This window comes from Corynebacterium axilliensis (assembly GCF_046097495.1).
Classification (GTDB): domain Bacteria; phylum Actinomycetota; class Actinomycetes; order Mycobacteriales; family Mycobacteriaceae; genus Corynebacterium.
In genome coordinates this window covers 2,595,491-2,619,812 of sequence record NZ_CP175768.1, presented here as the reverse complement: position 1 = coordinate 2,619,812, position 24,322 = coordinate 2,595,491, and the positions used below count along the sequence as shown (strand labels likewise).

At 60.4% G+C, this 24,322-nt stretch carries 22 protein-coding genes and 1 pseudogene; 5 read left to right on the top strand and 18 right to left on the bottom strand.

Annotated features, from left to right (window positions below; genetic code table 11):
* Nucleotides 1-13 precede the first annotated feature (13 nt).
* A complete protein-coding gene (locus ACKFR8_RS12550; RefSeq protein ID WP_257157665.1) occupies nucleotides 14-1,765 on the bottom strand; it encodes an alkaline phosphatase D family protein in 1,752 nt (583 codons plus the stop codon).
* Between the two features lie 222 nt (nucleotides 1,766-1,987).
* Between ACKFR8_RS12550 and ACKFR8_RS12545 the strand changes: the two genes are divergently transcribed.
* From ACKFR8_RS12545 to ACKFR8_RS12530, 4 genes are all read left to right on the top strand, one after another.
* Nucleotides 1,988-3,862: a purple acid phosphatase family protein gene (locus ACKFR8_RS12545; protein ID WP_257157664.1), complete on the top strand. Its 1,875-nt coding sequence runs from the start codon at nucleotides 1,988-1,990 to the stop codon at nucleotides 3,860-3,862.
* A gap of 247 nt (nucleotides 3,863-4,109) precedes the next feature.
* Entirely contained in the window at nucleotides 4,110-4,901 is a 792-nt protein-coding gene (locus tag ACKFR8_RS12540; RefSeq protein WP_296134371.1) for a vWA domain-containing protein, read from the top strand.
* Between the two features lie 75 nt (nucleotides 4,902-4,976).
* Nucleotides 4,977-6,169 (top strand): IS3 family transposase gene (locus ACKFR8_RS12535; RefSeq protein ID WP_102234021.1). Its coding sequence is split into 2 segments (ribosomal slippage): nucleotides 4,977-5,256 and nucleotides 5,256-6,169, totalling 1,194 coding nucleotides; the frame shifts between segments, so codons are not numbered across the junction.
* Nucleotides 6,170-6,188: 19 nt separating this feature from the next.
* Nucleotides 6,189-7,235, top strand: coding sequence for an ROK family transcriptional regulator (locus ACKFR8_RS12530; protein WP_070532436.1), 1,047 nt, complete (start codon nucleotides 6,189-6,191; stop codon nucleotides 7,233-7,235).
* Here ACKFR8_RS12530 and ACKFR8_RS12525 read toward each other — a convergent pair.
* From ACKFR8_RS12525 to ACKFR8_RS12490, 8 genes are all read right to left on the bottom strand, one after another.
* Nucleotides 7,232-7,438 (bottom strand): HAD-IA family hydrolase, encoded by a 207-nt coding sequence (locus tag ACKFR8_RS12525; RefSeq protein ID WP_070524703.1) that lies wholly within the window; start codon nucleotides 7,436-7,438, stop codon nucleotides 7,232-7,234. The two genes, ACKFR8_RS12530 and ACKFR8_RS12525, sit on opposite strands and share 4 nt — an antisense overlap.
* A gap of 442 nt (nucleotides 7,439-7,880) precedes the next feature.
* On the bottom strand, nucleotides 7,881-8,255 hold the full coding sequence (locus ACKFR8_RS12520; RefSeq protein WP_070524705.1) for a hypothetical protein: 375 nt from the start codon (nucleotides 8,253-8,255) through the stop codon (nucleotides 7,881-7,883).
* 129 nt (nucleotides 8,256-8,384) lie between these two features.
* Nucleotides 8,385-8,873 carry a ferritin gene (locus ACKFR8_RS12515; protein WP_070524707.1) on the bottom strand — a complete coding sequence of 163 codons (489 nt, stop codon included), beginning with the start codon at nucleotides 8,871-8,873 and terminating at the stop codon, nucleotides 8,385-8,387.
* Between the two features lie 223 nt (nucleotides 8,874-9,096).
* Nucleotides 9,097-9,786: a hypothetical protein gene (locus ACKFR8_RS12510; RefSeq protein ID WP_408930229.1), complete on the bottom strand. Its 690-nt coding sequence runs from the start codon at nucleotides 9,784-9,786 to the stop codon at nucleotides 9,097-9,099.
* A complete protein-coding gene (locus ACKFR8_RS12505) occupies nucleotides 9,783-10,553 on the bottom strand; it encodes a hypothetical protein (protein ID WP_408930228.1) in 771 nt (256 codons plus the stop codon). The genes ACKFR8_RS12510 and ACKFR8_RS12505 overlap by 4 nt, the downstream gene beginning before the upstream one ends.
* 207 nt (nucleotides 10,554-10,760) lie before the next feature.
* Nucleotides 10,761-11,543, bottom strand: a complete 783-nt coding sequence (locus tag ACKFR8_RS12500; RefSeq protein ID WP_083299245.1) for an HtaA domain-containing protein — start codon at nucleotides 11,541-11,543, stop codon at nucleotides 10,761-10,763.
* A 126-nt stretch (nucleotides 11,544-11,669) separates the two neighbouring features.
* Entirely contained in the window at nucleotides 11,670-12,320 is a 651-nt protein-coding gene (locus tag ACKFR8_RS12495) for a biliverdin-producing heme oxygenase (protein WP_070524757.1), read from the bottom strand.
* A 190-nt stretch (nucleotides 12,321-12,510) separates the two neighbouring features.
* A complete protein-coding gene (locus ACKFR8_RS12490; RefSeq protein WP_070524759.1) occupies nucleotides 12,511-13,920 on the bottom strand; it encodes a SulP family inorganic anion transporter in 1,410 nt (469 codons plus the stop codon).
* 348 nt (nucleotides 13,921-14,268) lie between these two features.
* Here ACKFR8_RS12490 and ACKFR8_RS12485 point away from each other — a divergent pair, with 348 nt between their 5' ends.
* Nucleotides 14,269-15,444, top strand: coding sequence for an esterase/lipase family protein (locus tag ACKFR8_RS12485; RefSeq protein WP_070524711.1), 1,176 nt, complete (start codon nucleotides 14,269-14,271; stop codon nucleotides 15,442-15,444).
* A 15-nt stretch (nucleotides 15,445-15,459) separates the two neighbouring features.
* On the opposite strand, the gene ACKFR8_RS12480 is transcribed toward ACKFR8_RS12485, so the two are convergent.
* The 9 genes and pseudogenes from ACKFR8_RS12480 to ACKFR8_RS12440 form a co-directional block, all read right to left on the bottom strand.
* A complete protein-coding gene (locus tag ACKFR8_RS12480; protein ID WP_070524713.1) occupies nucleotides 15,460-16,518 on the bottom strand; it encodes an HtaA domain-containing protein in 1,059 nt (352 codons plus the stop codon).
* A 3-nt stretch (nucleotides 16,519-16,521) separates the two neighbouring features.
* A complete protein-coding gene (locus ACKFR8_RS12475) occupies nucleotides 16,522-17,328 on the bottom strand; it encodes a heme ABC transporter ATP-binding protein (protein ID WP_070564966.1) in 807 nt (268 codons plus the stop codon).
* Nucleotides 17,328-18,371: a FecCD family ABC transporter permease gene (locus tag ACKFR8_RS12470; RefSeq protein WP_180963883.1), complete on the bottom strand. Its 1,044-nt coding sequence runs from the start codon at nucleotides 18,369-18,371 to the stop codon at nucleotides 17,328-17,330. The genes ACKFR8_RS12475 and ACKFR8_RS12470 overlap by 1 nt, the downstream gene beginning before the upstream one ends.
* Nucleotides 18,364-19,422, bottom strand: coding sequence for a heme/hemin ABC transporter substrate-binding protein (locus ACKFR8_RS12465; RefSeq protein WP_070532438.1), 1,059 nt, complete (start codon nucleotides 19,420-19,422; stop codon nucleotides 18,364-18,366). The genes ACKFR8_RS12470 and ACKFR8_RS12465 overlap by 8 nt, the downstream gene beginning before the upstream one ends.
* Before the next feature lie 43 nt (nucleotides 19,423-19,465).
* Entirely contained in the window at nucleotides 19,466-21,337 is a 1,872-nt protein-coding gene (locus ACKFR8_RS12460; RefSeq protein WP_144793836.1) for an HtaA domain-containing protein, read from the bottom strand.
* A gap of 664 nt (nucleotides 21,338-22,001) precedes the next feature.
* Nucleotides 22,002-22,412, bottom strand: a pseudogene (locus ACKFR8_RS12455) (Sir2 family NAD-dependent protein deacetylase); the annotation flags it as partial.
* Complete coding sequence (locus ACKFR8_RS12450) at nucleotides 22,310-23,086, bottom strand: type I restriction endonuclease (RefSeq protein ID WP_408930227.1); 777 nt, start codon at nucleotides 23,084-23,086, stop codon at nucleotides 22,310-22,312. The gene ACKFR8_RS12450 and the pseudogene ACKFR8_RS12455, both read right to left, overlap by 103 nt.
* 9 nt (nucleotides 23,087-23,095) lie before the next feature.
* Nucleotides 23,096-23,743, bottom strand: coding sequence for a restriction endonuclease subunit S (locus ACKFR8_RS12445; RefSeq protein ID WP_227485839.1), 648 nt, complete (start codon nucleotides 23,741-23,743; stop codon nucleotides 23,096-23,098).
* A 90-nt stretch (nucleotides 23,744-23,833) separates the two neighbouring features.
* The gene (locus ACKFR8_RS12440; RefSeq protein WP_232748495.1) at nucleotides 23,834-24,322 is read right to left on the bottom strand and encodes a restriction endonuclease subunit S; all 489 of its coding nucleotides are present in this window, start codon (nucleotides 24,320-24,322) and stop codon (nucleotides 23,834-23,836) included.

Genomic DNA, 24,322 nt, shown 5'->3' with positions numbered 1-24,322 from the left:
CGGCGGATGGTGGCTAGGCGGTGAATCCGTCCTTAGGATTCCAGGCCTTGCTCACCGCCAGCGCTACCGAAGCATCTTCAGCTTCAACATCAGACACGCGGTAGTAGTGCATGTCCACGTGATCGGCAAAGAGGTGCGCGACGGCATAGCCGTGGGAGTCATAGTCCAAGTGCTTTACCCACGGATTGGCGTCCTTGATTGCGTCCTCAATGAGCAACGAAGTCGAGTTGTCCTCCCCGTGGTAGGTGCCTGTGTAGGTGGTGAGGATTTCGTCGACATTGGGCGCCGTAATTGAGGTAGTCACCAGCTCACAGGCCACGCGCTTATCGTGCAGGTAGATGTCGTTGGCCCATTCCGAGTGAATATCACCGGTAATGAAGAAGGAGTTACCCTCGCGAGCATCAAGAGCCTCAAGCACACGGTCACGGTCGGCGGCGTATCCATCCCACTGATCCGAATTCACGGCAAAGCCAGAAGTATTGCCCTTGACAAAGCGCAAGCCCTCATTGGCCGCGTCATTACCGGGAATGGTCAACAGGCGCATGGGAGCCATCATCACGGAATTGCCCATCACCATCCACGTGGCGTCCGACATCGAAATAGTGTCCCGCAGCCACTGCAACTGCTCGTTGCCCACGATGGTTCGATTCGGGTCCCCGAAGTTAGCGGCGGTGGTTTCCTGATCGCGGTAGGTACGCAGGTCCATCATGGTGAGCTCCATGAGGGAGCCGAAGCGCAGGTTGCGGTAAAGCTTACCGCCCTCGCTCAGCTGCTTTTGACGCAGCGGCATCCATTCGTAATAAGCCTGCAAGGCGTCGTTCCAGCGGCGGGACCACTCGCCCTCTGCAAACCCAGGTGTGTGGTTTTCGGCGCCCTCGCGCCAGGAGTTGTTGGCTGTCTCGTGGTCGTCCCACACCACGACCCACGGGGCCGCAGCATGCGCAGCCTGCAGGTGCTCGTCGGTGCGGTAGCGGCCGTAGCGAATGCGGTAGTCCTCCAGCGTGACGATCTCCCATACGGGGTGGTGCTCACGTGCCACGCCACTCTTGCCCACGTACTCCCCCGTGGGATATTCGTAGATGTAATCCCCAAGGAAGACCACGAAGTCAAGCTCCCCGGAGCGTCCACGCTCCGCCATGTCTTTGTAGGCGTTAAAGAAGCCCGATTCGTAGTTGGCGCACGAGGCCACGGCGAATTTCAGGTTGTCTACCTGGGCGTCGACAGCCGGCGCAGTTTTCGTCCTGCCCACGGGCGAATACGCCCCGCTATGCTCACCCGAGGTCACCTGGAAGCGGTAGTAGTACACGGTGTCCGGGTTCAGGCCAAAGGGATCTACGTGAACGGTATGGTCGTGCTCCGCGGAGGCAACCTCTTGACCGTGTGCCACCACGGAAGCCATCGCCTCATCTGTAGCAATCTCCCATGCCACGTGAACGTCGTCTCCCATGCCAGAACCAGGCAGGGCATCCCGGTCCGGGGTGACGCGGGTCCACAGCACCACCGAGGTGGGCAGCGGATCACCAGACGCAACGCCGTGGAGGAAAGGCAGCTGGGCGCCGGTGTACTGGTTATACGCTTCCAACGGGGCCTGGCGCGGGGTGCCGTGCTGGGCAGTTGCTGCCGACAGCCCATAGCCAGCGGCCGCGGTGGATGCACCAACGGCGCCCCAACGCAGCGCGGTGCGTCGATTAAAGCGGATAGCGCGAGAGTTTCTTAAAGATTCTGAAGAGTCTGGGGTATCTGTGGACCCGAATTCGTGGGACATGGGGCTAAACATAAGCTCACCAAAACTGCTATTTCAACGCGAAACAGCGCGTGATATCCCCTATACCGGGGGCATGTTCCACAGATTTCTATTCTGCTTAACCGAAGGTTCACCTTGAGATGTTTCTGTGACTAGGTCATGTCTGTTTCTCTGTTTTCTCAGCAGAGAAACACTCTCACATTCAACTTCCGATATTCATCGCAAAAGGCACACAAAGCAATAATGAAGCGTTTTAGTTTTTCTCCCGCCTCCGCTGGCGTAGCCACCATGACCGCGGCCGCTCTTGTCTTCACCTCACAGGTAAGCGTTCCCGTTCTGGCTACCGCTCAAACTAGCCCCATTTCCCGGATGGTGCTCCAACCGGGAAGCAAGGAAAGCTCCGTCATTGTCTCGTGGCGCACCCAGGGCCCGGCAGACAAGGAAGTCCTCGAGGTCACCGGCCCAGGCGGCTCCCAGACCTTTGAAGCAGAGGAAAAGGACGGTGGCGCTATTGCCTACGTGTCCAACTACGCCACCGCTACGGGTCTAAAGGAAAACACCGAGTACACCTACCGCGTCGGCTCCGAGGAGGGCGGCTGGTCCGAGCCTGAAACCTTTAACACCGGCAGCTTTGGCCAGGACTGGAGCTTCGTCACGGTTTCTGACGCGCAGATTGGAGTCGATGCCGACATCAAGGGTCAGACCGAGCAGTGGAACAAGACCATCGGCAACGCGGTTGCCGACGCCCCTCAAGCCAGCATGATCTGGTCCCTCGGTGACCAGGTTGAGGGCTGGGGCGCGACGATCGCGCAGTACGACGGCTACTTCTCCTCACCGGAGATTCGAAACATTCCCACCAACGCACTGCCGGGCAATCACGAGACGTACCCGTCAGACCTGGCAATGAAGCACTACGATGAGCACTTCATCAACCCGAATCAGGAGCCAGACCTGCGGGATTTCTACTTTGAGCGCAACAACGTTCTCTTCCTTGGGCTCGACACCAACGCCAGCAGTGACGCGGACATTGAGCGCCATGCGGAGTTCATGCGTAAGACCATTGAAAACCGCGGAGCTTTCAATGACTGGATCATCGTGGGCATGCACCACGCCTTCTTCTCTCAAGGCACCCACTACACCGATGGCGATGTAACCAAGCTCCGTGAAAAGCTCGCTCCGGTCATGTCCGAACTGGACGTCGATGCCGTACTCAGCGGCCACGATCACATCTACACCCGTACCCATCTCATGAACGGCCTTGAGCCGGTGAAGGCTCCTGCGAAGCGTGGCGACGTCCTCGCCCCCAATGACGGTGAGGTCCTCTACATCACCACCACCTCGGCGGGCGGCGGCAAGTTCTATGACTTCCAGGGTGAGGACGGGAAGAAGTACCCCAATGCCCGCATGGAAAACATGGACCCTGCTCTGCCGCACGAGTCCACGGCGATCTGGCGCCAGGACTACGACGAGGACTACATGGTCGTCGATGTGACCGGTGATGAGCTCACCTTCCGCACCTACAACGCCAACAACCCGAACTTGGTGGACAAGGTCACGCTGAAGAACAACGACCACGCCATTGCGGACCCGCGCGAAGAGAAGCCGACGACCCCGGCACCGGCGACCACAACTGAGGTCGTCACCACGGAGGTACCGACCACCGTGACCACCACGGAAACCAAAGAGGTCCCCACCACGGTGACCACCACGCTCCCAGCGGAGAAGACCACCAAGACAGTGACCTCGATGGTGCCCACCACTGAGGAAAAGACCATCACCACCAAGGTGCCGACGACCATTACCACTACCAAAACTGCCGAGCCCTCCGAGCCTTCGGATCCCTCCAAGCCAGCCAAGCCAGGTGAGCCAGCCAAGCCGGATGAGAACTGTGACGAGGGCTCTGCGGGGGCGTCGGCAAGCTCGGCAGGCTCCTCCGATGGATCCTCGGATGATTCGTGCTCGTCCTCTCGCGGCGGCATGATTGGCTTCCTGTTGGGGGCCATCAGCGCGCTGATTGTCGCCGGCGGTGTGGCGGCGCTGGACCCGAACAGCCCGGTCCGCAACAACATTCAGAGCATGCTCGACTCGCTTTACCGGATGTATACCCGGTTGTTCTAAGGCCCCCTAAAACACGCAAACGGAAACGGAATGCACGGGGGTTAATCCCCCTGTATTCCCCGTTCCCAAGCGCAGATCGCCTCCTGTGTGTAATTTAACTCACATGCACACAAAGTCACGTTTCATACCAAAACCATTGCTCACGGCGATTCTTTTCCTCGCAGCAGTCGCTCTCTCCGTCGTAAGCGTTCTCTTTCCCCTCACCGCCACCGCCGAAGATTCACGCTCAACCTCCACTAGTAGCTCCGTGCCGAGCTCCCCCACTGCTTCTAGTGACATGGCCCCGACCATGGTGGTCTTCGATTCCTCCGGTTCCATGATCACCAACGATGCCGGCGGCCAGACCCGCATCGACGCCGCCAAAGATGCCGCCCGCACCTTCATCACCGAAGCCGGGGACGACGCCCCTCTGGGACTTGTCACCTACGGTGGGAACACCGGCGAGGCTCCTGAAGATGAAGCTGCCGGTTGCCAGGACATCACCGTGGTAACGCCACCCGAGGCCGGCAATTCTGAGAAGATGATTGGCCACATGGATGGCCTCCAACCGCGCGGCTTTACGCCCATCGGTGAATCTCTGCGCAAGGCCGCGGCTGAGCTTCCAAAGGAAGGCCAGCGCAGCATCATCTTGGTCTCGGATGGCGTTGCGACATGTACCCCGCCACCGGTCTGCGATGTGGCGAAGGAACTCAAGGAACAGGGTATCGACCTGGTCATCAACACCGTCGGCTTCAACGTTGAGCCCGAGGCTCAGCAGGAACTGCAGTGCATTGCCGACGCCACCGGCGGCACCTATGCCGACGCCTCCGACGCCGATAGCTTGGCCAAGGAGCTTAGCCGCGCAGCACCGCGCACCTTCAACGCCTACGAGTCAGACTTAGAGGAGATCGAAGGCGGCGAAACCGAAGGTTCCCCGGCCACGGTAGACCGTGACGTAGAGGCCTTCTCCACCACTCTTCTTCCGACGGAGGGCAAAGGGCACTCAGCTGAATCCACTACCTTCTTCACTACCCCATTGCTGAAGGCGAGCGCGTGGTGATTGGGCCTGACCCCTTTTTGGTGGACACCTTTCATTCCAGCCCAGTCGGGCTGGGAAGAAAGGTAATCTACCACCATGTCCAGGTACTCCGAACAGTTCAAACGCGATGCTGTGGCCCTCTATGAAAACAATGAGGACCTCTCGCTGAACGCAGCATCAGCAGAGCTCGGTATCAACCGTGCCTCGCTGCATTCTTGGGTCACCAAGTACGGCACCGGAAAGCGTGCCCGCATTAGAGCCGTGCATGATAAAGCCCAAGCGGCGACTGATTCTGAGCGAATCCGCCAGCTGGAAAAAGAAAACGCGAAGCTGCGCGAAGAACGCGATATTCTACGTAAAGCTGCTAAATATTTTGCCGAAGAGACACGCTGGTGATCCGCTTCCAGTTTGTCTATGACCACCGAACCGAATACTCGGTCAAGCGGATGTGCCACGTTTTAAAGCTCAATCGCTCCTCGTTCTATAAATGGGTCCAAACCCGTGAAAAGCGCAGGTTAAAGATGTGTTCCGATGCCCTTATTGGTGCGAGAATTACAACCATCTTCGATGATGAGCACGGGCTTTATGGTGCTAAACGCATCGCTGCAAGCCTCAACGACGATACGGACTTTCCTCCGATCAACCACAAGAAGGTCGCACGCATCATGAAATCCATGGGACTTAAAGGCTTTACCAAGCGCCGCCGATGTGTCACTACCAGGCGCAAGCCTGGCCACCGTGTCATGCCGGACTTAGTAGGCCGTACATTCACAGCCAACGAGCCGAACCGCGTTTATCTTGGCGACATTACCTACCCGCCCTGTAAGGGTGGCAAGAACATGTATTTGGCCACAGTCATTGACACGTATTCACGGAAACTTGCAGGTTATGCGATCGCAGACCACATGCGAGTGTCACTGGTCGTCGATGCACTAGCCCACGCGCACGGTGTGCGTGGCAGTCTTGACGGGGCTGTATTCCATTCCGATCACGGCAGTGTGTACACCTCACAAGCCTTTAGGGACCACTGCACCCAGCTTGGTGTTCGCCAATCCATGGGAGCGGTGGGAACGAGTGCTGATAATGCCCTGGCAGAATCATTTAACGCCACCTTAAAGCGTGAAGTCCTGCGTGATCGGAAAGTCTTTGACAATCCCATCGTCTGCCGCCAAGAAGTCTTTCGATGGTGCATGCGCTACAACACGCGCAGACGGCATTCCTGGTGCAACCTTCTAGCCCCCGATGACTTCGAAGCACTCACATCAGCTACACTGACCCAAGCAGCATAGCTAACCCCCGACGTGTCCACTGTCCGGGGGTCAGGCCCGTCTCCACCTCGTACGCCTCAATCCCATCATCACGCGCAGCGAGCTCGTGGAGGCCACCGGACTGTCCCAGCCCACCATCACCCGCGCCACCGCCGCTCTCCTCAAGGCCGGCCTCATCCAAGAGCGCACGGACCTCACCCGCTCCCAAGGTCGCGGCCGCCCCACGGTTCCGCTCGAGGCCTCCGATAACGGCTGGCTCCTTTCCGGCATCGCGGTCGGCACCACCTCGACGTATATCGGCCTCTACGACACCCGCGGCCGCATTATCCGCGAAGACAACGTTCCCACCCCGGTCTCGAAGCTCAGCCCCGATGACTTCGTCGAGCACGTCATCGCTGGCGTCAACCGGCTCACCACCGGTGTCGACCGCACACTCGTTTCCGTCGGCGTGACCACCTCCGGCTCCGTCGACGAAGAAGGCAAGGTCCACGCGGCCAACCTCGGCTGGGACGGCATGGATATCGCAGGACGCCTCGACTTCCAGTTCGGCGTCCCCGTCACTGTCACCCCGGCCGTGCCCGCCATCCTCGCTTCGGAGACGCAGGCCGCTCCTCTCGGCGACGAAGCCCGCACGCTCGTCCTCTTCGCGGATGACTCGATTGGCGCCGCCCTGTCCGATGAGGACGGCGTTGCCTCCATCGAGCTCCCACAGTTCGACGGCGCCGACCCACGCGACACCCTCGTCAACGCCGCGCTTGCGCCCCGTCTCGCTGAGGCTGCCGATGCCCCCTCGGTCCTTGCCCAGCGCGCCTCCGACCTCGGCCGCCTTACGGCCCAGCTTATCGATGCCCACCGCCCCGACACCGTGGTCATCGCCGGCTCCGCCTTCTACGACGTGCCCACCGCGCCGAAGCTCTTTGCCTCGGCCGCACGCGGCGAGCTCGACCCCGATCTCGCGTCCGCGACGGAGCTGCGCATGATCCCCAACCACAAGGAGATCGTCCGCTCCATCGCCCGCGCCGTCGCGCTCGACCCGCTCCTGCGCACGCCGCTTGAGCTGAACACCGCGAAGGTGCGCGCCGCCTAGGCCAGCCCGCACTCCGCACGCAGTTCGGCAAGGTTGCCGTCGTAGAGATACCCGCGCAGCCCTGCCGCCCGTGCTGCGTCGACGTTGCCCTGGGTGTCATCAATAAAGAGTGTGTCTTTCGCACTCGCACCCAACGCGTCCATCGCCACGTCGAAGGCCCGCTTGTCGGGCTTGACCACGCCAATCTCGCCACTGAGCACCACGGCGGTGAATTCCTTGAGTCACGAGTCGTTGCGCTCGCGCACCATACGACCGAGTCCCACCGGAATATTGGACAGCACGCCCACCGCATTGCCCGCGCCAAGCAACTCCTGGGCGACCCCACGACGTCGAGGTCCGGCGCCGTACACGGCTCGAAGTCCTGAGCGACGGCCTCAGAGATATCGAAGTCCGGAAGGCCTAGGCGCACCTGCATCTGGCGCCACCAGCGTTCGTCGCTCACCACGCCCGCGTCATAGGCCGGGCGCAATTCGTTATACGCCGTCCAAAAAGCGGCCGGATCCTCGGCACCGACGAGACGTAGCAGCGCCTCCTTCGGCTCCGGTGGGCGATGACGGAGCAAGACTCCGTAGAAATCGAAAAGATACGTCGACATACATCCAGACTACGGAAAGCCGCGCAGACTCGTCCCAAAACGACAGAGTTCTAGAAACGGAACAAGCGTCCGGGCAGCCCCGTGGGCACGAGCAGCACCGCCACGGCACCCAGCGCCGCGCCTCCTGCATACAGCGGCACAATGGCGTCCGGAATGATGCCGAGCGGCGTGAAGATCACCAAGCCCACGGCGGCAAGCACGAGCGCGCCGCCGACTGACGCAATGGACTTCTGCGGCAGGCTCACCGCGATGAGCGCAGCAAAAAGAAAGAGACCCGCCCCCGCGAAGGGCCCCAGCATGAGTGCCGCACCAAGCAGAAAAGTGCCGAGCGCAACGTGCGTACTGCTCAACGCCATGCCGACGCCCAAGGCGACGGCGAGCGCGAGGAGCACGACCACGGTCCAGGTTTTCTGCTTCATAGACATATAAAACGCAGTCTCCCACCAACCATGGGGTTGGTGGGAGATATTAGGACAATCTTGATGGGTTTGTTACCGCATGGTCACTGTCCCTTGACCTTTGTGTATTAGCTAGGCCTTGATGGCCACGCGTGACTACTTTGCGCGGGAGCCCAGAGTGGCGTCGATGCGCAGGAGGCCGGAGCCATCGTTGCCCACGAGCTTGATCTGGTCAATAATCTCGGTGACGGTGTCCTCTTCCTCAATCTGCTCGTCGAGGAACCAGTTCACGATCTGGCGGGACTCAAGGTCCTTCACCTCATCAGCGGTACGAGCGATCTCGCGGATCTGCTCGGAGACCTTCTGCTCGTGTGCGTAGGCAGCCTCGAAAGCGTCGAGCGGGGTCGCGGCCTTCACAGACGGAACCGGGACATCGGTGAGCTCCACGCGGTAACCGCGTGCGAGGAGGTGGTTGGCAAACTTCTGAGCGTGCTCGCGCTCCTCCGCAGCCTGAGCGTAGAACCAGTCACGCATGCCCGGGAAGGAAAGATCATCCATCTCGTAGGCCAGCTGGGTGTAGATGAGGGCGGCGCCGTGCTCGTTAATAACCTGTGCGTTCAGCAGGCTCTGCAGCTTCTCGTTCATTGAATATCCTTGCCTTTCGGTACCTGTTCAATAGGTAAATTTCTGTCTTTTCCGACGGCTATCCAACGGGTTTCCGGCGGTATAGTCTCCCATAATACAGATATTCAAAAATGCCGCTAGCTAGGTTAGGGTTGTTATGTCCATAGGGTTTTTGGACATGGAGTCCGGTGTCTTCTTGGACACGGAATCCATGGAGTTCTTGGACACTTCTAGCGGTTTATGGTTATGGCCTGCGTTTCGGCCGGGGTTTGGATAGTTTCGGGTTCATCCGCGGTGGTTGGCGATGTTTCATTCCTTCAACGAGGTTGATGTTGATCTGGCCACCTGGTGGCCTGTGGCTCAACGTGATTGGCAGCGGCACGCTGAAGAGGAATTCACCGTCATGGGCCGTGTAAAACTCCGCAACGTTATCGGCTGTGACCGTGGAGTAGAGCCTGCGGTTTTTAAACCTCAGACCAATGTAGAGACCGAAGCCGCACACGCGTACAACGCCATCTTTGCTCACGCAGAGCTGGTCTGGGATGCCCCAATGGTTTGTTGAATTTGTCGTCGGCACCGTTAGTGTGGGGGTATCGGTGGAAGGTATGCCCTGCTGAGCTGCCATGTCATCGGTGCTGGCCTCGTGTGAAGTTGCCGCTTCCACGGGGCCGTTTAGCATTTCGGGTACAGCGTGTGGATTGTGAGCCTGGTTGTAGGCGACTACGCGGGCCCAGACCTGCTCAGGATCGAGTGGATGCGTAGGCGACGGTGCCTTGGGGAAGGTATCGAAAGCCTGGCGTGGTGTGATGTGCATTTTGCCGACCAGCAGTGATTGATGCCGTCGTCGCTCGTTGTACACCTGGCGATATTCAGCCAGATAGGCGTTGACCTCAGCAAGGCTAACTGGGTGGCGTGCATCGAGGAACTGGGTCAACGTGCGGTGAGAGCGCTCGTCTTTTCCCTGGGTTGTCGGGGCGAAACCAGCAATAGCAAGAACGCCTTGGCTGGCGAGCCAAGTTTCAGTAGCAGAGGAAAACCACGGTGATAGGTGGCAAACGCATCGCCATTGTCGGAAAGGATTTCTTGGGGCTTGCCGTAGGCGGCGAACGCTGCGGCCAGCACAGCGCGCGCATCAGTACCGTTTTCTGGCAGAGCGAACGCTGTGGTTCCGACATCGAACCTGCTGGCATCATCGATAACCTGGTAAATCGTGACATGTGTGTGGGCGTGGTCAAAGAGGCGATAGACCAGTCCATCGATCTGCCAGAGTTCACCGACGAGAGCGCGGGCGAAGCGCTTATAGGAGCTGCGTGGCCGTTTGCGGGCGTTGGCATCAACGAATCCCAGCTCATGAAGCCACGAGGCGATTGTAGAACGCGACGGTGTGGAATCTGGACCTACAGTGTCGAACAAGAAGTAGTAGATCGACCAAGGCCCATAATCCAAGCCTTGCTCCATCAACTCCTGCCTGGCGTGGACGACTGCGATTTTGTCGGCCTCGTGGAATTTCTTAATCGGATTCTTCGGGGCAGTCGAATCCGGCACAATGCCTGCCCGACCCTTCTGCGCTATCCGGCTTTTGATGTTGTGGTACGTCTGCCGCGAGATTCCCAATTCTTTGCAAAACTGTGTGACCGTCTTGCCGTCACGAACGGGATCGAAATCTGCGACCTTTCTACGCTTATGCAATGGAATAGCCATCCGGCTATTCCACCGCCGCAAACGTCCAAAAAGCCACTAGACATCCCGTCCAAAAACATCCTGGACTCCGTGTCCAAAATGTCGCTAGACATCACATAGCTAGGTTAGGGTTCCCAAACATGCAGGCCAAAGACAATTTTGGTCACGGTAACCTAAGTTACCGCAACCTGATCAACGCCCGAATCCACACAAACGGAAGCAATCGAACTAGAGTCGGATGCCCGCCCGCTTGAGCGCATCAAGCACCAAAGGCATCCCTGCCACCGCGGTACCCACGAGCGCCACAACGCCCGCAATCACCCCCACGAGGATGCCGATACCCTCGCTCGACGGTTCCTCCGAGCTCAGCGTTCCCAACTGCGCGGAAGCCCGGGCAAGTCCCGTCGACTTATGCCCCTCGACTACCCCGGCATCCTTGCCATCAGCGAAGTCCAGCACGAGATCAACGTCGCCGCCCTCAAGTATCTGACCTTCCTTATAGCGCAGTAGCGAGCCCTCCAGGCCTGCACCCGCGGTGGCCTGGCGATCCTGCGCGCTCACATCGGTCCCAACCGCGATGGGGGCATCGAGGGTGAACGTGACCAGCACGTCATCATCGCCATCCCTGTCGACCTGCGCGCCCTTATCGCCCGGATCCCCGGACAAAACGTAGTCTCCAACGAGCTCGACCTTCGTGCCTTGCACCTGCAGCTTGAGATCTGAGTAGGTGAGATCGAGGCCGGCCGAGCCGCCCGCGCCCAGGCCTTTGTAGGCCACGATATGCGCCGAACCGTCAAGGACGATGGTGCCGTTGCCGTCCGCATCTAACGTCGTCTCAGCGACGTTGACCGGAAAGAGCAGCTGATTGTCCTTATACGTCGCCCCATCCGTGGTCGTCCAACGGCCAGCTGCCATTGGGCCAGCAAGATGCTCCATAAATGAGGTCTTGATGGGCCAGGCGAATGTACCCGCCGTCAGGTCCTGCGTTGCAGCAGTAGCCGGAACAGCCATTGCAGAGACGATAAGAGCAGATGCGAGAGAAGCAGAAGAGATTTTCTTCACGCGACAGACCTCCAGGTCACTTTAGAAATACAGATAAAACAAGAAGGGGGAAGAGAGGAAATAGTGAACCCGGCGCTATGCTGCGCCCGGATACAGCTTCGCTAGCTCGGCGAAGACTGCCGAGTTACACGCGAAGGCGGCCTGTGCCTCGGCGATGAGAGCGGCACGCTGGGCATCAGAAAGCGCGAGCTCGTCGAGCGCCTTGCGGTACGCGCTGCGGTAGGGCGGAATCTTGCCAATCGCCGCGAAGTTATAGAAATTGAGCGCATCCGGGTCGATACCGTAGAGAGCCCCCAGGCGCGCGGCAATAACCTGCCCACCCGAGATATCGCCAAGGTAGCGCACGTAGTGGTGAGCAACGACCCGGGGCTCCGATCCCGGCGTATCGAGCGATTCCAGGCGCGCGACGTAGCGTGCGGTGGCGGGAAGGATACGCACCTCGTCGCGCCACTGCGGGCCGTACATTTCCGCGAGGTCGAGTTCCAGCGCATCGCGGCGTTCCAACCGGGGGTCGGCCACCGCTCCGGCGATGCGAGTATCCGCTACCGTGCGGACCGCGCGCTCAAGCGCCTCATAGATAAACCACAACTGCCCAGTAAAGGTGGCGAGTGCCTCTGCGCTGAGCTCACCCGCCATCAAGCGGGTCATAAAATCTGAGCCCTCTGCGCTGGCGTGCGCTCGCGCGGTTTCCTCACGCAGCATCTGCGAAAGCGGCGTCGTGGTCATGGCAACGGTCATGGCCAAATTCCTCCTGATTAAGTAACGCTTGCCTAACCTTAATGTGGATAGTCTAAACAAGGCAAGCCTTACATATCAAGACCTATGCCATACTTCATGCCCACAGTGACGCATATTCGACCGAAAGTATGACTAATCGTCGCACCCCCATGCTCAGCGCACATCTCTCCCCCAGGTTTTAGTCCCCCAAATTGCCCGAGAGCCGGTCGAGGCGCTGCTGACTGACCGGATCAAGACCCCGAATATCCACGGTCACGCCGCGCTGCGCGTATTTCTCACGCACCGCATCCAGCGTCGCCACAGTCGAGGCATCCCATACCTGCGCAGCCGACATGTCGATATCGACCTCAGAGACTCCCAGCGTGTAGTCAAAGGAATAGACAAGGTCGTTGGACGAAGCAAAGAAAAGCTGGCCGGTGACGCGGTACGCGGCGCGGGTGGCATCGGAAGCAACGAGCTCGACCTGGGTGAGGTGCGCGACGCGACGCGCGAACGCAATCATGGCCGTGAGCACGCCGGCGATGACGCCGACCGCCAGGTTGTGAGTAACCAATGTCCCCACAACCGTCACGAGCATGACCAGCGTTTCCGACAGCGGCATGCGGTGGATGGTGCGCACCGAGTGCCAATCCACCGTGTCCGCGGCGACGAGGATCATGACGGCGACAAGCGCAGTCATGGGAATCGCACCCACGGTATCGCCCAACACAAGGATGAGAATGAGGAGGAAGATGCCAGCGAGCAGGCTCGACAGGCGCGTGCGAGCACCAGAAGCTTTGACGCCAATCATCGTCTGGCCAATCATCGCACACACGCCCATGCCGCCGATGCTCGCCGCAAGGACGTTGCCAATACCCTGACCGAGGGACTCGCGCGTTTTATCCGAGTGGCTGTCCGTAATGTCGTCGACAAGTTTGGCTGTGAGCAGCGACTCCATGAGGCCGACGAGGGCCACGCCTACCGCGTACGGGCCGATGAGCGTGAGCGTGTCGAGCGTGAGCGGCACGTCAGGGAAAACGAAGCCCGGCAGGCTCGTGGGTAGCTCGCCTTGGTCCGCGACGTCCGGAATGTCCCAGCGGAAGACGACGACGAGCACTGTGATGACGAGGATCGTGATGAGCGGGGCGGGGACGACCTCCGTGAGCCTCGGCCACAGAAGCATGATGACCACACCGAGCGCCACGAGGGGATAGACGATCCACGGGACGTGCATGAGGTGCGGCAGCTGCGCGGTAAACATCATGATGCCCAACGCGTTGACGAAGCCAGTCATAACGGAGCGCGGGATAAAACGCATGAGCTTGGCGACCCCGAGGAAAGCGAGAACAATCTGCAGGACTCCCGCCAGCAGCACCGCCGCGAGGACGTACTGCAGACCGTGGGAGGCAGACAAGGGAGCAATGACCAACGCGACCGAGCCGGCCGCGGCGGAGATCATGGCAGGACGACCACCAGTAAAGGAGATGGAGATTGCCATGATGACGGACGCGAAGAGTCCAACGCGTGGATCCAGCCCCGCCAGGATCGAAAAGCTTAAGACCTCGGGGATAAGCGCGAGGGCGACGGCGAGGCCGCCGAAGACTTCCATGCGCAGGCGCGCGGGGGAAGAAAAGACGTAGCGAAAGCTCGCGAGCACGCCGGTAGGCGCAGGAATTTGGGCTCGTCCCCCAACTACCACTTCCAGAGATAAACGAAGGCCCGTCAGCTGCGCGCTGACGGGCCTTCTCCCCATGACTAATCTTTCGGCACTTACCGTGAGAAGGAAGTGGAGCGCGACCTTCCTAGTAAGCAACCGCCCGTGATTAGGCAAGGCTTAGTTTATAAACCTTTAGTTGGATGGTCAAGGGGGAACGAGAACTTTCTCCCGCGATCCCGCGAAATATCACCGTTACCACTAATAATTCCGAAAAATTAATGTATCGCGGCACGAAATAGGATGAGAGTTATGGCAACAGATTCGTTCAAAGAACCGCTCAAAGAACTCGAAACCCTCATCTCCGAGGGACTCGGGCGGTTCTGGCGTTCAGACCCGACTCCCCCTTCCGTCAGCTACGACGCCACCGAAGGCCTGCCGGAGACACCGGCGGCGGAACAAGTTTCAGACTCTCCGCGCCACGGCATTACCACCCCTGCGCCCGCTAACGCCTTGCGCGAGGAAGTGGCCGACGAAATCGCCGAGCTATTGCGTGCCGAGCGCCGCAGCTTCTTCGACCTCGACTTTCGCCATCCACGCGGGTCCGCAGGCGACGACCACGAGGCAGAGACCGCGGCACGCCTGGCATCGCTACCGCTCGGCGCACGCCTGAAGCCACGCGGCGTTTTCGAAGACGACTGGGCAGCGCGCCCGGATGAAGACCACCCATGGCCCATCATTCTCATCCACGGGACGACGGATACGAAAGGCGTATGGCAGCTGCTCGGCTCCGAGCTGCGCGAGGACGGCTGGACCGTGTTCGCACCGGACTATGGCGCCCGCGCCACCGGCCCCATCGCCGCCTCCGCCGATCAGGTCGGCGCGTATATCGACGCGGTCCAAGCCGTCACCGGCGCGGAACAGGTCGTGCTCATCGGACACTCTCAAGTCGGTATCGTCGCCCGCTACTGGATGCATAACCACGATGCGGTGGACCGCGTGCGCCACATCATCTGCCTGTCGGCGCCCAACCACGGCACCACCCAAGGTGGAATCGTCAGCTCGTTGATTTCCAGCCGCCGCCAAGAACACGTCATGCGCTCCATCATCGACGCTTACTTCGGCCCAGCCGGCATGGAACAAATCGTGGGCAGCGCGACGCTGGAGGAGCTCAACCGCAACGGTGACCTGGCCCCCGGTGTGAGCTACACGTGCGTGGCCACTAAGCAAGACTCCATCGTCGTGCCGCCGGAAACCTGTTTCTTGGATCCCGGCGACACTCCCGACGGAACGGTGCGCAATGTCTATGTGCAAGACGTCGACAAACGCGCCGTCGTCTCACACATGGATATGCCCATGGACAAGCGCGTGCGCGCCATCGTGCGCACGGTGCTCAAACAGCTCTCCCCCACCCTGGACAATCCTCACGACGCCCAAAGCCACGCCCTTGCCAACGCGGGTCACGCCGACTCGGAATAGACCCGTGCAGGTTCGCTAACGCAGGCGCGCCAGCAGGGGATTAAGAACGCCGGACTGCACGATGGCGCCGCCGATGACCGCAAACATGCCGCCCAGAGCGGTCAGCGCCAACACGATATTCCACACGTTGGAAAAAGAAGAGCCTTCTTCGCCCTTGTTATCCGTGCCGCCTTGGTTCTGATCCCGCCCCTTTTCCGGCTTCTTCTCTGGGTCCTTCTCAGGAGTCTTTCCTTGGTCTCCTGCCTGGTCCTTGCCCTGCTCGTCGCGGCCCGGCTCGTCCTGCTCCCCTGGGGTGGTCTCGGTGCCCTCATCGGCAGGACCCACACACTCGGACGCGGTCTTCAAGGTCACCTGTGCATCATCAAGTTCCGGCTTGTAGCTCTCGTTGTACATGCCCATGAAGATCACGTCGATACCCTCGATGTGCTGGATCTTCGACTCGCGATCGTAGTAGGTACCCGCCTTCGGCTTGTACGTCACGTCGGTCGCATTCAGCGTGAGCATATCGCCGTCCTTCGACCATGCGGCATTGCCCTCAGCGAAGGTATCCGTGCCCGACTTCTTGTTTTCTTCCGTGCGGTCCTCCGGGGTGTATTCCGTCATGCCCTTGCCCGGCACGTAGTAGCCCTCGTAGGACGTGCCCGCCTTTGCCTGCCCTGCCTCCGTGAGGACATAAGGCGAGAGCATCTTGGTGTACAGCGCACCGTGGTGGCCCTCAAACTCCAGCGTCGAATCCTTGGTTCGAATATCGGCTTTCGTGACGGTGCCGTCTTCGCCCAGGCTCACCGAGGACGCAGAAGGATCCACCTCGAAGTGGAACTGAAAGTCTGCTCCGCCTTTGTTACCCTCGTCCTGCGTTACCGCGCCGGACGTGGTCCACCCACCCCTCGCGATGGGGCCGGTGATGTAGTTGCGGAAAGATTCCTTGATGCCCCAATTCACAGTTCCGGAGACAATGCGGGTCTCCAGGGTCTGGCCAGGGGCGCAGGTGGGGGCATCGGCAGCAAAGGCTGCCGGAACGGTCAGCGCCGAGGCGGTCAGCGCCAGCGCGAGAGAAGAAGAGACAATACGCATGAGTTAAGACTCCTTAAGTAGATCGACAAAAGACTGCTCGGGATCGGCGACCTGACATCGCGCGGGATGGACTGAGATGTGGCCGTCTGCCTTGCTCACCTGGATGGGCCAGCGATAGACCTGCGACAAAATCTCGTCGGTGTAGACCTCGCGCACCGGGCCGGCGGCGGCAACTGCCCCGTCTGCTAGGCACACGATGTGATCGCAATAGGCCGCAGCGGCGCCCAAATCGTGGAGTACCACCAGCACCGCCACTCCAGCCTGCGCCGCGATCGAGCGCACCAATCCCAAGACTTGTTCTTGGTGGCGGATGTCCAGCGCCGCAGTCGGCTCATCGAGAAGAATCACCGGGGTCTGCTGCGCCAGTACACGGGCCAACGCCACACGCGCACGCTCCCCGCCAGAGAGCGTGGCAATATCGCGGCCGGCCAAGTGCGTCGCATCCACCGCCGCAAGCGCTGCGTCGATGATCGCGGCGTCCTCGGCCTGCCTGGCGGTGCCCTCCCAAGGGCGCCGGCCCATGGCCACTACATCACGCACGAGAAACTGGAAGGACACAGTAACGTCCTGCAGCATCACCGCACGCGCACGGGCCAACGCCCCTGGGGAGGACACCGCCGGATCCTGCCCCACGAGGGAAACGGAACCGGTGTAATCAATATCGCCGGCGATGGCCGCCAGCAGCGTGGACTTGCCCGCACCATTCGGGCCGATGAGGCCGGTGACCTCCCCTGGGCGGGCGACAAAGGAGACATCGGAAAGCAGGTTCCGCTCGCCGATCGAAACGGAAAGATTCGCAACGTTAATCATCAATGCATTCCCTTCTTCATCATCCGGCGCAACAGCACGAAGAAGGTGGGGCCACCCACGAGCGCGGTAAAGATACCGATGGGAAGGTCGGCGAAAGGAATGAGCGTGCGCGCAGCGACGTCGGCAAAGCCAATGAGTACGGCGCCCGCCACCGCAGAGGCCGGCAGCAAGACCCTGTTTTCTGGGCCGATGATCGTACGCAGCAGGTGCGGCACGATAAGGCCGACGAACCCAATAAGTCCGGCGAAAGCAACTGCGCCGGCGGTAAGGATCGCCGAGGCAGCGATGGCGATAATGCGCAGTCGCTTGACGTCGACGCCAGTGTGTTCCGCGGCGCGCTCGCCCAGCGCGAGCACATCTAGCTGGCGGCCAAGACGCAGCGCAATGGCCATCCCGAGGAGGGCGATGGGGAGGCCCACCCACACGTGTTTCCACTGGGAACCGTTGAGCGAACCCATTTGCCAAAAGATGATTTGCTCGCGGTTCGCGGTAGGCGCCAGGTACATCATGAAGGAGATGATGGCGTTGCACACCGCGTTGATAGCAATGCCGGTCAGGATCAGATTGACCACCGCCACACGCCCTCGTGAGCGCGCCAACTGGTAGATCAGCGCGGTAACCAGCAGCGCCGTAGCAAACGCCGCGAGCGGCACCGTGAAGGTACCCAGGACGGAGATATTAAAGACGATTACCACGGCCGCGCCTACACCGGCACCGGAGGTCACGCCCACGATGGAGGGCTCAGCCAGCGGGTTGGCGAACACGGCCTGCATGAGCGTGCCCGCCACTCCCAAGCACGCGCCGACCAAGAAACCGAGCAGAATGCGCGGCAGGCGGATCTGCCACACGACGTTGGCCGTCAAGCCACCGCCAGGGCCCGCGGCCATAATCTGCACCAAGTCACCCAGCGCGACGTAGTACTGCCCCAGCGCAAGCGACAGGATGAAGGCGACACCAAGCAGCACCCCAAGCGATACGAATACACCAACCCGCAGGCGGGAGCGCCGAGCGAAAACCTCCGTGGGGGCCGCCGGTTTAAGCATTGTCTGGGTCATAGATTGCCTGCGCAAGTTTGAGAAGGGTCTGTCCGGTCAAGGGCCCGAAGGCGAGCGATTGCCCGTCTGGGATGGTCACGATCCGCTGCTTTTGGCCCGCGGTGGTTTGTGCAATGCCGGGGCGCTCGAGGAGGCCTTCGACGCCGCCGGTCGACTCCAGGCCGCCCGTCATCATGATGATGACCTCAGGGTTAATCTTTGCCAAAGATTCGGCGTTGGCAGGTTCGGCGTAAGAGAGGTGGTATTCGGTGCCGAGGTCTACGCCGCCCACACCCTCAATGAGGTCCTTGGCACCCGTGCCTTCTCCCATGATGAAGAAGATGCCGCCGTTGCCGCGCGCGTAGAGGAACGCCATGCGCATTGGCTCCTCCGGCACGATGTCTGCGATGGCCGCCTTATCTTTTTCGATTTCTTCGACGGAGCGGTTGGCCAGCGTTTCGCCTTCGTCTGGCAGACCCACGACCGCGGCCAGGTTTGTGATGTCCTCGGCCACCGAGTCAATGGTGCGTTTCGGCTCCATGACCACGGTGGTCACCCCTGCGGCGCGAATCTGGTCGATGGCGTCGCGTGGGCCGATCGAATGATCGACGATGACCAGCGTGGGCCGGAGTTCGAGCACGGCTTCCACGTTGATGTTGTGTCCGCCCTGGGTCACGACGGGGCGATCGGCGATAGCGTTTTCCGTCGACGACACCGTGCGACCCACGATATTGTCCGTAAGCCCTAGGCCCTCGAGGGTTTTCGTATACGTACCGTAGAGATCCAATGCCACGATTCGGGACACATCCGTAACGGAGACGTCGTAGCCGTCAGCATCCGTGAGCTCTACCGGCAGCGCGGGAGTAGGCGACTCCGCCACCGCGACGACATCCTCGAAGTCCGTCACATTCGACACACCCGTAAACGAGCGCGGGTCTTTGGCCGACTGCGCGTCTGGGAGGGCGTCGCGCAGCTGCGCGTCTTGGGATTCATAGGCGCCTTGGACGCCGCACCCTGTGAGGGCGAAGACACACGCCAACGCCACCAAAAGTCGTTTCATGCGAAACGTATCCTTTCTCAAGTCTTGGGTAACAAGGGGTGCGCTACGCCGGGTTGCGCAGGACGACGGAGCCCATGGAACCGCCGGCGATGGCGAGGCCTGCGATAAGCAGCAGGAGCCACGTGCTCGCCTCCGGCGAGGAGCCCGCGGCCGCGGCCTTCTTGATCTGGAAGTTGCCGCTGCCGTCTTCATAACCAGACGTGCTCGTGCCGGCCGCGGCCTGCGGGCCGTCTCCCGCAGAGCTTTCCGATGCCGCCCGCTTTGCCGCCGCAGCGCTCTGACCGCCGGAGGTCGTCGCCGCACCAGTGTGTGCCGTAGTTCCGCTCGCCCCGGCGCAGTCCCCGGATCCGCCAAGTTGTGCATGCAACGAAAGCGGATCAAGGGTCGTGCCCGGCTCATAGAAATTCGCGAACGCATCATTGCCCGCTGCGGTCAGCGTGACGGTGGCTTCGCCGTCGACGGCGGAGTCACTCACGTCGAGCAGGCTAAACGACACGTCTCCGAGCACCGTGCGTCCAAAGTCCTTGCGCTCGCCCTCCATGTTGGAGGAACGCACGTCGGCGATGAGTTGACCGCTCGTCCCGTTGAACCGGACTTCCAGGTTCGCGATATTGAGATCGAGGACTCCGTTGTGGCCGGTAAAATGCATAGCGCCGCCGTAGCGGATGGAACCTGACTGCGCCGCAGTATCCACATCTCCGCCGGTGCCCGTGAACTGGAAACGCGAGTTGTCGTACCCTACGCCGTCGAGCGTCCAGGCGCCCTTGGCGATGGAGCCGGTGATATACGACTGGAAGGACTTCTTGACACCCCACTCGGCGGTCGCAGCCTGCACGCCCGTGGCTACGCAGGTTTCTGACTGCCCATCACTAGCCGCGGACCCGGGGTCCTGTGGCCGCGCGGTTCTTGTGGTTCCAGTAGCACCAGTAGTGCCGGAAGTACCCGAAGTACTACCCGAAGTGCTCGAAGTACTACCCGAAGCACCCGAAGGGCTCGCGGTGCCCGAAGTGTTGGCTCCCGACGCGCCTGAACCACTCGTGGTGCTAGTGGTAGTGCTGGTGGTCGTGCCCGTGGCGGCTTCCGTGCGAGAACGGAAGGATTCTAGCTGGTCTAGGAAGGACTCCGTGTTGCCCATGAAGGTGGTCAGGCCATTCATGGTGTCGTTCGTTTCCTTCAGAATCGCCATGGCTTCTGCATTGCGACCAGTAAACGTGCCCGAGATTGTCCCCAAGGACTTCGAACCGCTGCCTGAACCGCCAGAGGACCCGCCGCAGCTGCCATCCGTGGCCACGGTCCCTGACGAGGGGTCCATCGACTGTCCCGACTCATAGGCAATGAAGAGTTTGTGTCCTTCGTCGGTGAGCGTGACGTCGCCGGAAAGGTCGAGCGTGTGCGCGGACGCGTCGACGGGTTGATCTAAATCGATCCCCGCGATGACCACGTTATCGCCGGTAATCTGCGGGCCGCGTGCGGACTTATCCACCATGTCAGATTCATAAGAGACGTAATCCACCACGATCGCCGCCCGGTTGCCGGAGGCCTGAATCTGCCAGTCTGTCAGCGTCATATCCAACAGATCGTCGCCGCCGTAGTTGTGTCCAGTGAAGTGGATGACGCCGCCGAAGGGGACGGTGACGGTATCGCCGTTTACGGAAGCCTTGCCCGGAGTGAAGGTAAAAGCACCGTCTGCGCCGGTTTCGGAACCGGTAAAACCAATGCCGTCCGTTTCCCACTGGCCCTTGGCGACTTGGCCTTGGATATAGCTTCGGTAGGACTGCTTAATACCCCAATTCCAGGAGCAAGTGCCGGCAGCCGAGGCGACAGGAGCGTTGAGCGCGACCGAAGGGAGTGCGATGAGAGTACTGGCAGCAAGAGTGCCCAATATTCGACGGAGAATCACGGAGAGAGTCCTCATGAAGTATTGATGCGATGAACAAAAAGAATCAGAAGTTAGGCTACACATACCTAAGCAGTTTTGTATAGGCTATACTAACCTAGATTAGGTAAGCAACCCCCAACAAAGGACACCCTCATTCGGTCATGACATCGTCGTCTACCAGCGCCTTCAAAAATCTGTATCCCGACGTAGACCCCACGCGTGGGCTACCTCTCAGCGTCTCCGAGCGCCTTGCGCTGTCTCTCGCGCTCGCGATTGCAGCTTATGGAGCCGTCACCGCAGACATGCTCGTTGCAGGCGCCGGCGTGGCCTTCACCCTCATCGCCTCGGTGCTGCAACAGCACAAGACCGCGCGTCGGATTCGCTCCGAAGCGCGCACTCGCTTCCCCGGCGAAGACTGGGCCGAATACCGCGCCACGCGGCGGCTCAACCTCGGCGTCCTAGTCCCCTTGTGGGTCTGCATCATCATCGCCTTGTGCGCGGCCGGATACTGGTTCGTGCCGCTCGAATATGCAACTCCCGCCGCCATCGTCATCGCGGTTCTCGTTGCCCTGCTCGCCTGGTTCATGCCAGGCATCAGCCCCCTGTGGCGAGGCAAGCAGACCGATCCCCCGGCACCAGAGAAAACACCGACACCGCAGTCATGTACTTCGAGAAGCTTTAGGCCTGCCGTACCCCAGCCTTACACATCAAGCAGATCCAGTAGCTCATCAAAAGCCGGCGCTACCTGCGTGCGCCACAGCGTCGTCGCCTTCGGGTCGCCGCGTCCGGGGCCGCCGTTCACCACAGAGACCTCTTTGCCCTGCTTGAGCGCGTCGAGCATGAAGCGATAGCCACTCATCACGGCGAGCGACGAACCGGCGACAAGCAGCGAGCGCGAGTCCGCAAGCAGCGCACGCGCGGCGTCCCGCCGCTCCACCGGAACCGGCTCGCCGAAGTAGACGACGTCCGGCTTGAGCAGCTCCGAACCGCAGCGGACGCACGGCGCCATCACGAACTCGTCGACCGCCTGCTGCGACAGCGCGACGTCGCCGTCCGGGTTAACTTCATCCGCGCGCACGACCCAGCGCTCCAGATAGCCCGGATTCGCGGCTCGTTGTTGAAGTCTGCCCAGTGGAAGAAGTAGTCCGGGTTGAACTTGCCTGCGCCCGGGTTGGCGAAGTAGATCGTCTCTTCTGGGGTCATGGCGACGAAGATTTGCACCAGTGAGAAGATTCCCTGGTAGACGCCCTCGTGGGCGTACTTGGTTATCTGGTTCGCACCTTGGGAGACCGGCACGCCGGAGCGCTTCAGCTCGATGTGGAAGACCGGCATACCGTTAATGAGCAGCATCAAGTCGCCACGTCGGGTGGGCAGCAGCTCATTGGCGGTCTGGAAGCGCGGCTGGACGGCAATCTGGTAGCGCGACTGGCCACCGGCAATCTCTAGGCGATCGTAGATTTTCAGGCTAACCTCAGAGCCGAAGTTGGCGGCCTGCGGTGCATCTCGGGTAATGGTCACGGTGCTACCGTTGATGAACTCGTTGAGCGCCAGCGGCGTACGCAGGTTGTTGACCTGCTCGATGATTTGCGCCATCTCGCCCTCGGTGAGCGGCACGTCGCCAAGCAGGTTACGGCCCCGGTTGTTGGCGTAAAGAATGTTCGCCCAGTTGTCGATGAGCTGCTGCTCTGTCGGGAAGCGCAGCAACTCCTTGCTCCAGCCGTGGCGGGTTAGCAGGTCGATGAGTACCGCCTCGAACTCAGCCTCAGAACGAAATGGTGTGGTCATAGCTGCTCCTTAGATGAACATCCGTTGCAGCAGCGCCGCCTTGGCCTGCTTAAGGGACTCGATGTACTTGGCCTCGGTAGCAATGAGCGTGTCCAGCCGTGTGAACACTGCACCGATGGCCTGTTGTTCTTCAAGGGTGGGTGGAATGGTAGCCGCCGCCTCTGCCAAGTGACGGGCGTTCAGTGACGGCAAAGCACCGCTCTGAGTGAATCGGGTCAGGTCCACCGTCTTGAGGTAGGTATCGGCAAACTGAACATCCCAAGATTTGGTGTCCAAGGAAAACGCCATGAGATTGTTGTCGAGGAGGAATGTATCGGTAGCGAGTCTTTTGCGCCCTAGGAAGACAGCAGCACCAACCTTGGCGAACAGAATCGCAGGTACAGCTGTTACAGGCACCCAGTGATTACGAACAATCTGTTCCTCCGTCACATAGTGGTTGGCGGAGCGCAGTTGCAGCTCATTCCCTGGTGCGGAGAGGTCCGATACCTTGTAGAAAGGTAGGCCTGCTTCCCCGCCTTGTTCACGTTCCGGGAATCCGACGCCTGACTTGAACGAGCCGAGTTCACCCAGTGTTGTCGTCTTCCACTCACCGTCGAAGCCCTCCAGCCGCAACTCCGGCACCGTCTGCCCCTCCTCCTGCGGGAACATCCGTTGCATGAGAGCAGTTTTGGCCTGCTGCAGGGCCTGGTGCTTCTTGGTGTGCTGGTTGATGGCATCGTCGAGGTTGGTGAAGATAGCGCCGATGGCCTACTGTTCTTCGAGAGCGGGCGGGAAATAAACAGCCTGATTGAACAGCTCAGTCTTCGTGATACCTTTGATGGTGCTACCCTGCAGCTGGTCAGCGAGTCCCTCCATACGCCGCTTAACAGTAAGAGCGATGTATTCAGGGTCACCGGAAAGGTCTGATAGCGATACAAAGTCCTGGCTGGTGGCGTAAGGGAACGGCATAAAAGAGACCTTGCCAACGCCAACACGAGTGACGACTGCAACAGAGTCGGCAGGAATCTGCATAGCAGCAGAGCGTGAAATAGCTTCCTCGGTGATGTGCTTACGAGGGGCGACCGGGGCGACCCCCTGCTCCGCAACATCAGAGGATTGAATCCAAGGGATGTCCCCGGACCAGTAGCCCGGTTCATCGCTAGATGGCGTACCGCCACCGTAAGTCCTTTCGCTGAGGTCTCCAATGGCTTTCAATTCCCACTCACCATCGAAGCCCTCCAGGCGCAGTGCGGGCAC

Bases quoted from the DNA above. Each gene is read 5' to 3' on its own strand.
- ACKFR8_RS12550 (WP_257157665.1), bottom strand. From the start codon at position 1,765: ATGTCCCACGAATTCGGGTCCACAGATACCCCAGACTCTTCAGAATCT.
- ACKFR8_RS12545 (WP_257157664.1), top strand. From the start codon at position 1,988: ATGAAGCGTTTTAGTTTTTCTCCCGCCTCCGCTGGCGTAGCCACCATG.
- ACKFR8_RS12520 (WP_070524705.1), bottom strand. From the start codon at position 8,255: ATGTCTATGAAGCAGAAAACCTGGACCGTGGTCGTGCTCCTCGCGCTC.
- ACKFR8_RS12515 (WP_070524707.1), bottom strand. From the start codon at position 8,873: ATGAACGAGAAGCTGCAGAGCCTGCTGAACGCACAGGTTATTAACGAG.
- ACKFR8_RS12505 (WP_408930228.1), bottom strand. From the start codon at position 10,553: ATGGCTATTCCATTGCATAAGCGTAGAAAGGTCGCAGATTTCGATCCC.
- ACKFR8_RS12500 (WP_083299245.1), bottom strand. From the start codon at position 11,543: ATGGCTGTTCCGGCTACTGCTGCAACGCAGGACCTGACGGCGGGTACA.
- ACKFR8_RS12495 (WP_070524757.1), bottom strand. From the start codon at position 12,320: ATGACCACGACGCCGCTTTCGCAGATGCTGCGTGAGGAAACCGCGCGA.
- ACKFR8_RS12490 (WP_070524759.1), bottom strand. From the start codon at position 13,920: ATGGAAGTCTTCGGCGGCCTCGCCGTCGCCCTCGCGCTTATCCCCGAG.
- ACKFR8_RS12485 (WP_070524711.1), top strand. From the start codon at position 14,269: ATGAGAGTTATGGCAACAGATTCGTTCAAAGAACCGCTCAAAGAACTC.
- ACKFR8_RS12480 (WP_070524713.1), bottom strand. From the start codon at position 16,518: ATGCGTATTGTCTCTTCTTCTCTCGCGCTGGCGCTGACCGCCTCGGCG.
- ACKFR8_RS12475 (WP_070564966.1), bottom strand. From the start codon at position 17,328: ATGATTAACGTTGCGAATCTTTCCGTTTCGATCGGCGAGCGGAACCTG.
- ACKFR8_RS12470 (WP_180963883.1), bottom strand. From the start codon at position 18,371: ATGCTTAAACCGGCGGCCCCCACGGAGGTTTTCGCTCGGCGCTCCCGC.
- ACKFR8_RS12465 (WP_070532438.1), bottom strand. From the start codon at position 19,422: ATGAAACGACTTTTGGTGGCGTTGGCGTGTGTCTTCGCCCTCACAGGG.
- ACKFR8_RS12460 (WP_144793836.1), bottom strand. From the start codon at position 21,337: ATGAGGACTCTCTCCGTGATTCTCCGTCGAATATTGGGCACTCTTGCT.
- ACKFR8_RS12450 (WP_408930227.1), bottom strand. From the start codon at position 23,086: ATGACCACACCATTTCGTTCTGAGGCTGAGTTCGAGGCGGTACTCATC.
- ACKFR8_RS12445 (WP_227485839.1), bottom strand. From the start codon at position 23,743: ATGCAACGGATGTTCCCGCAGGAGGAGGGGCAGACGGTGCCGGAGTTG.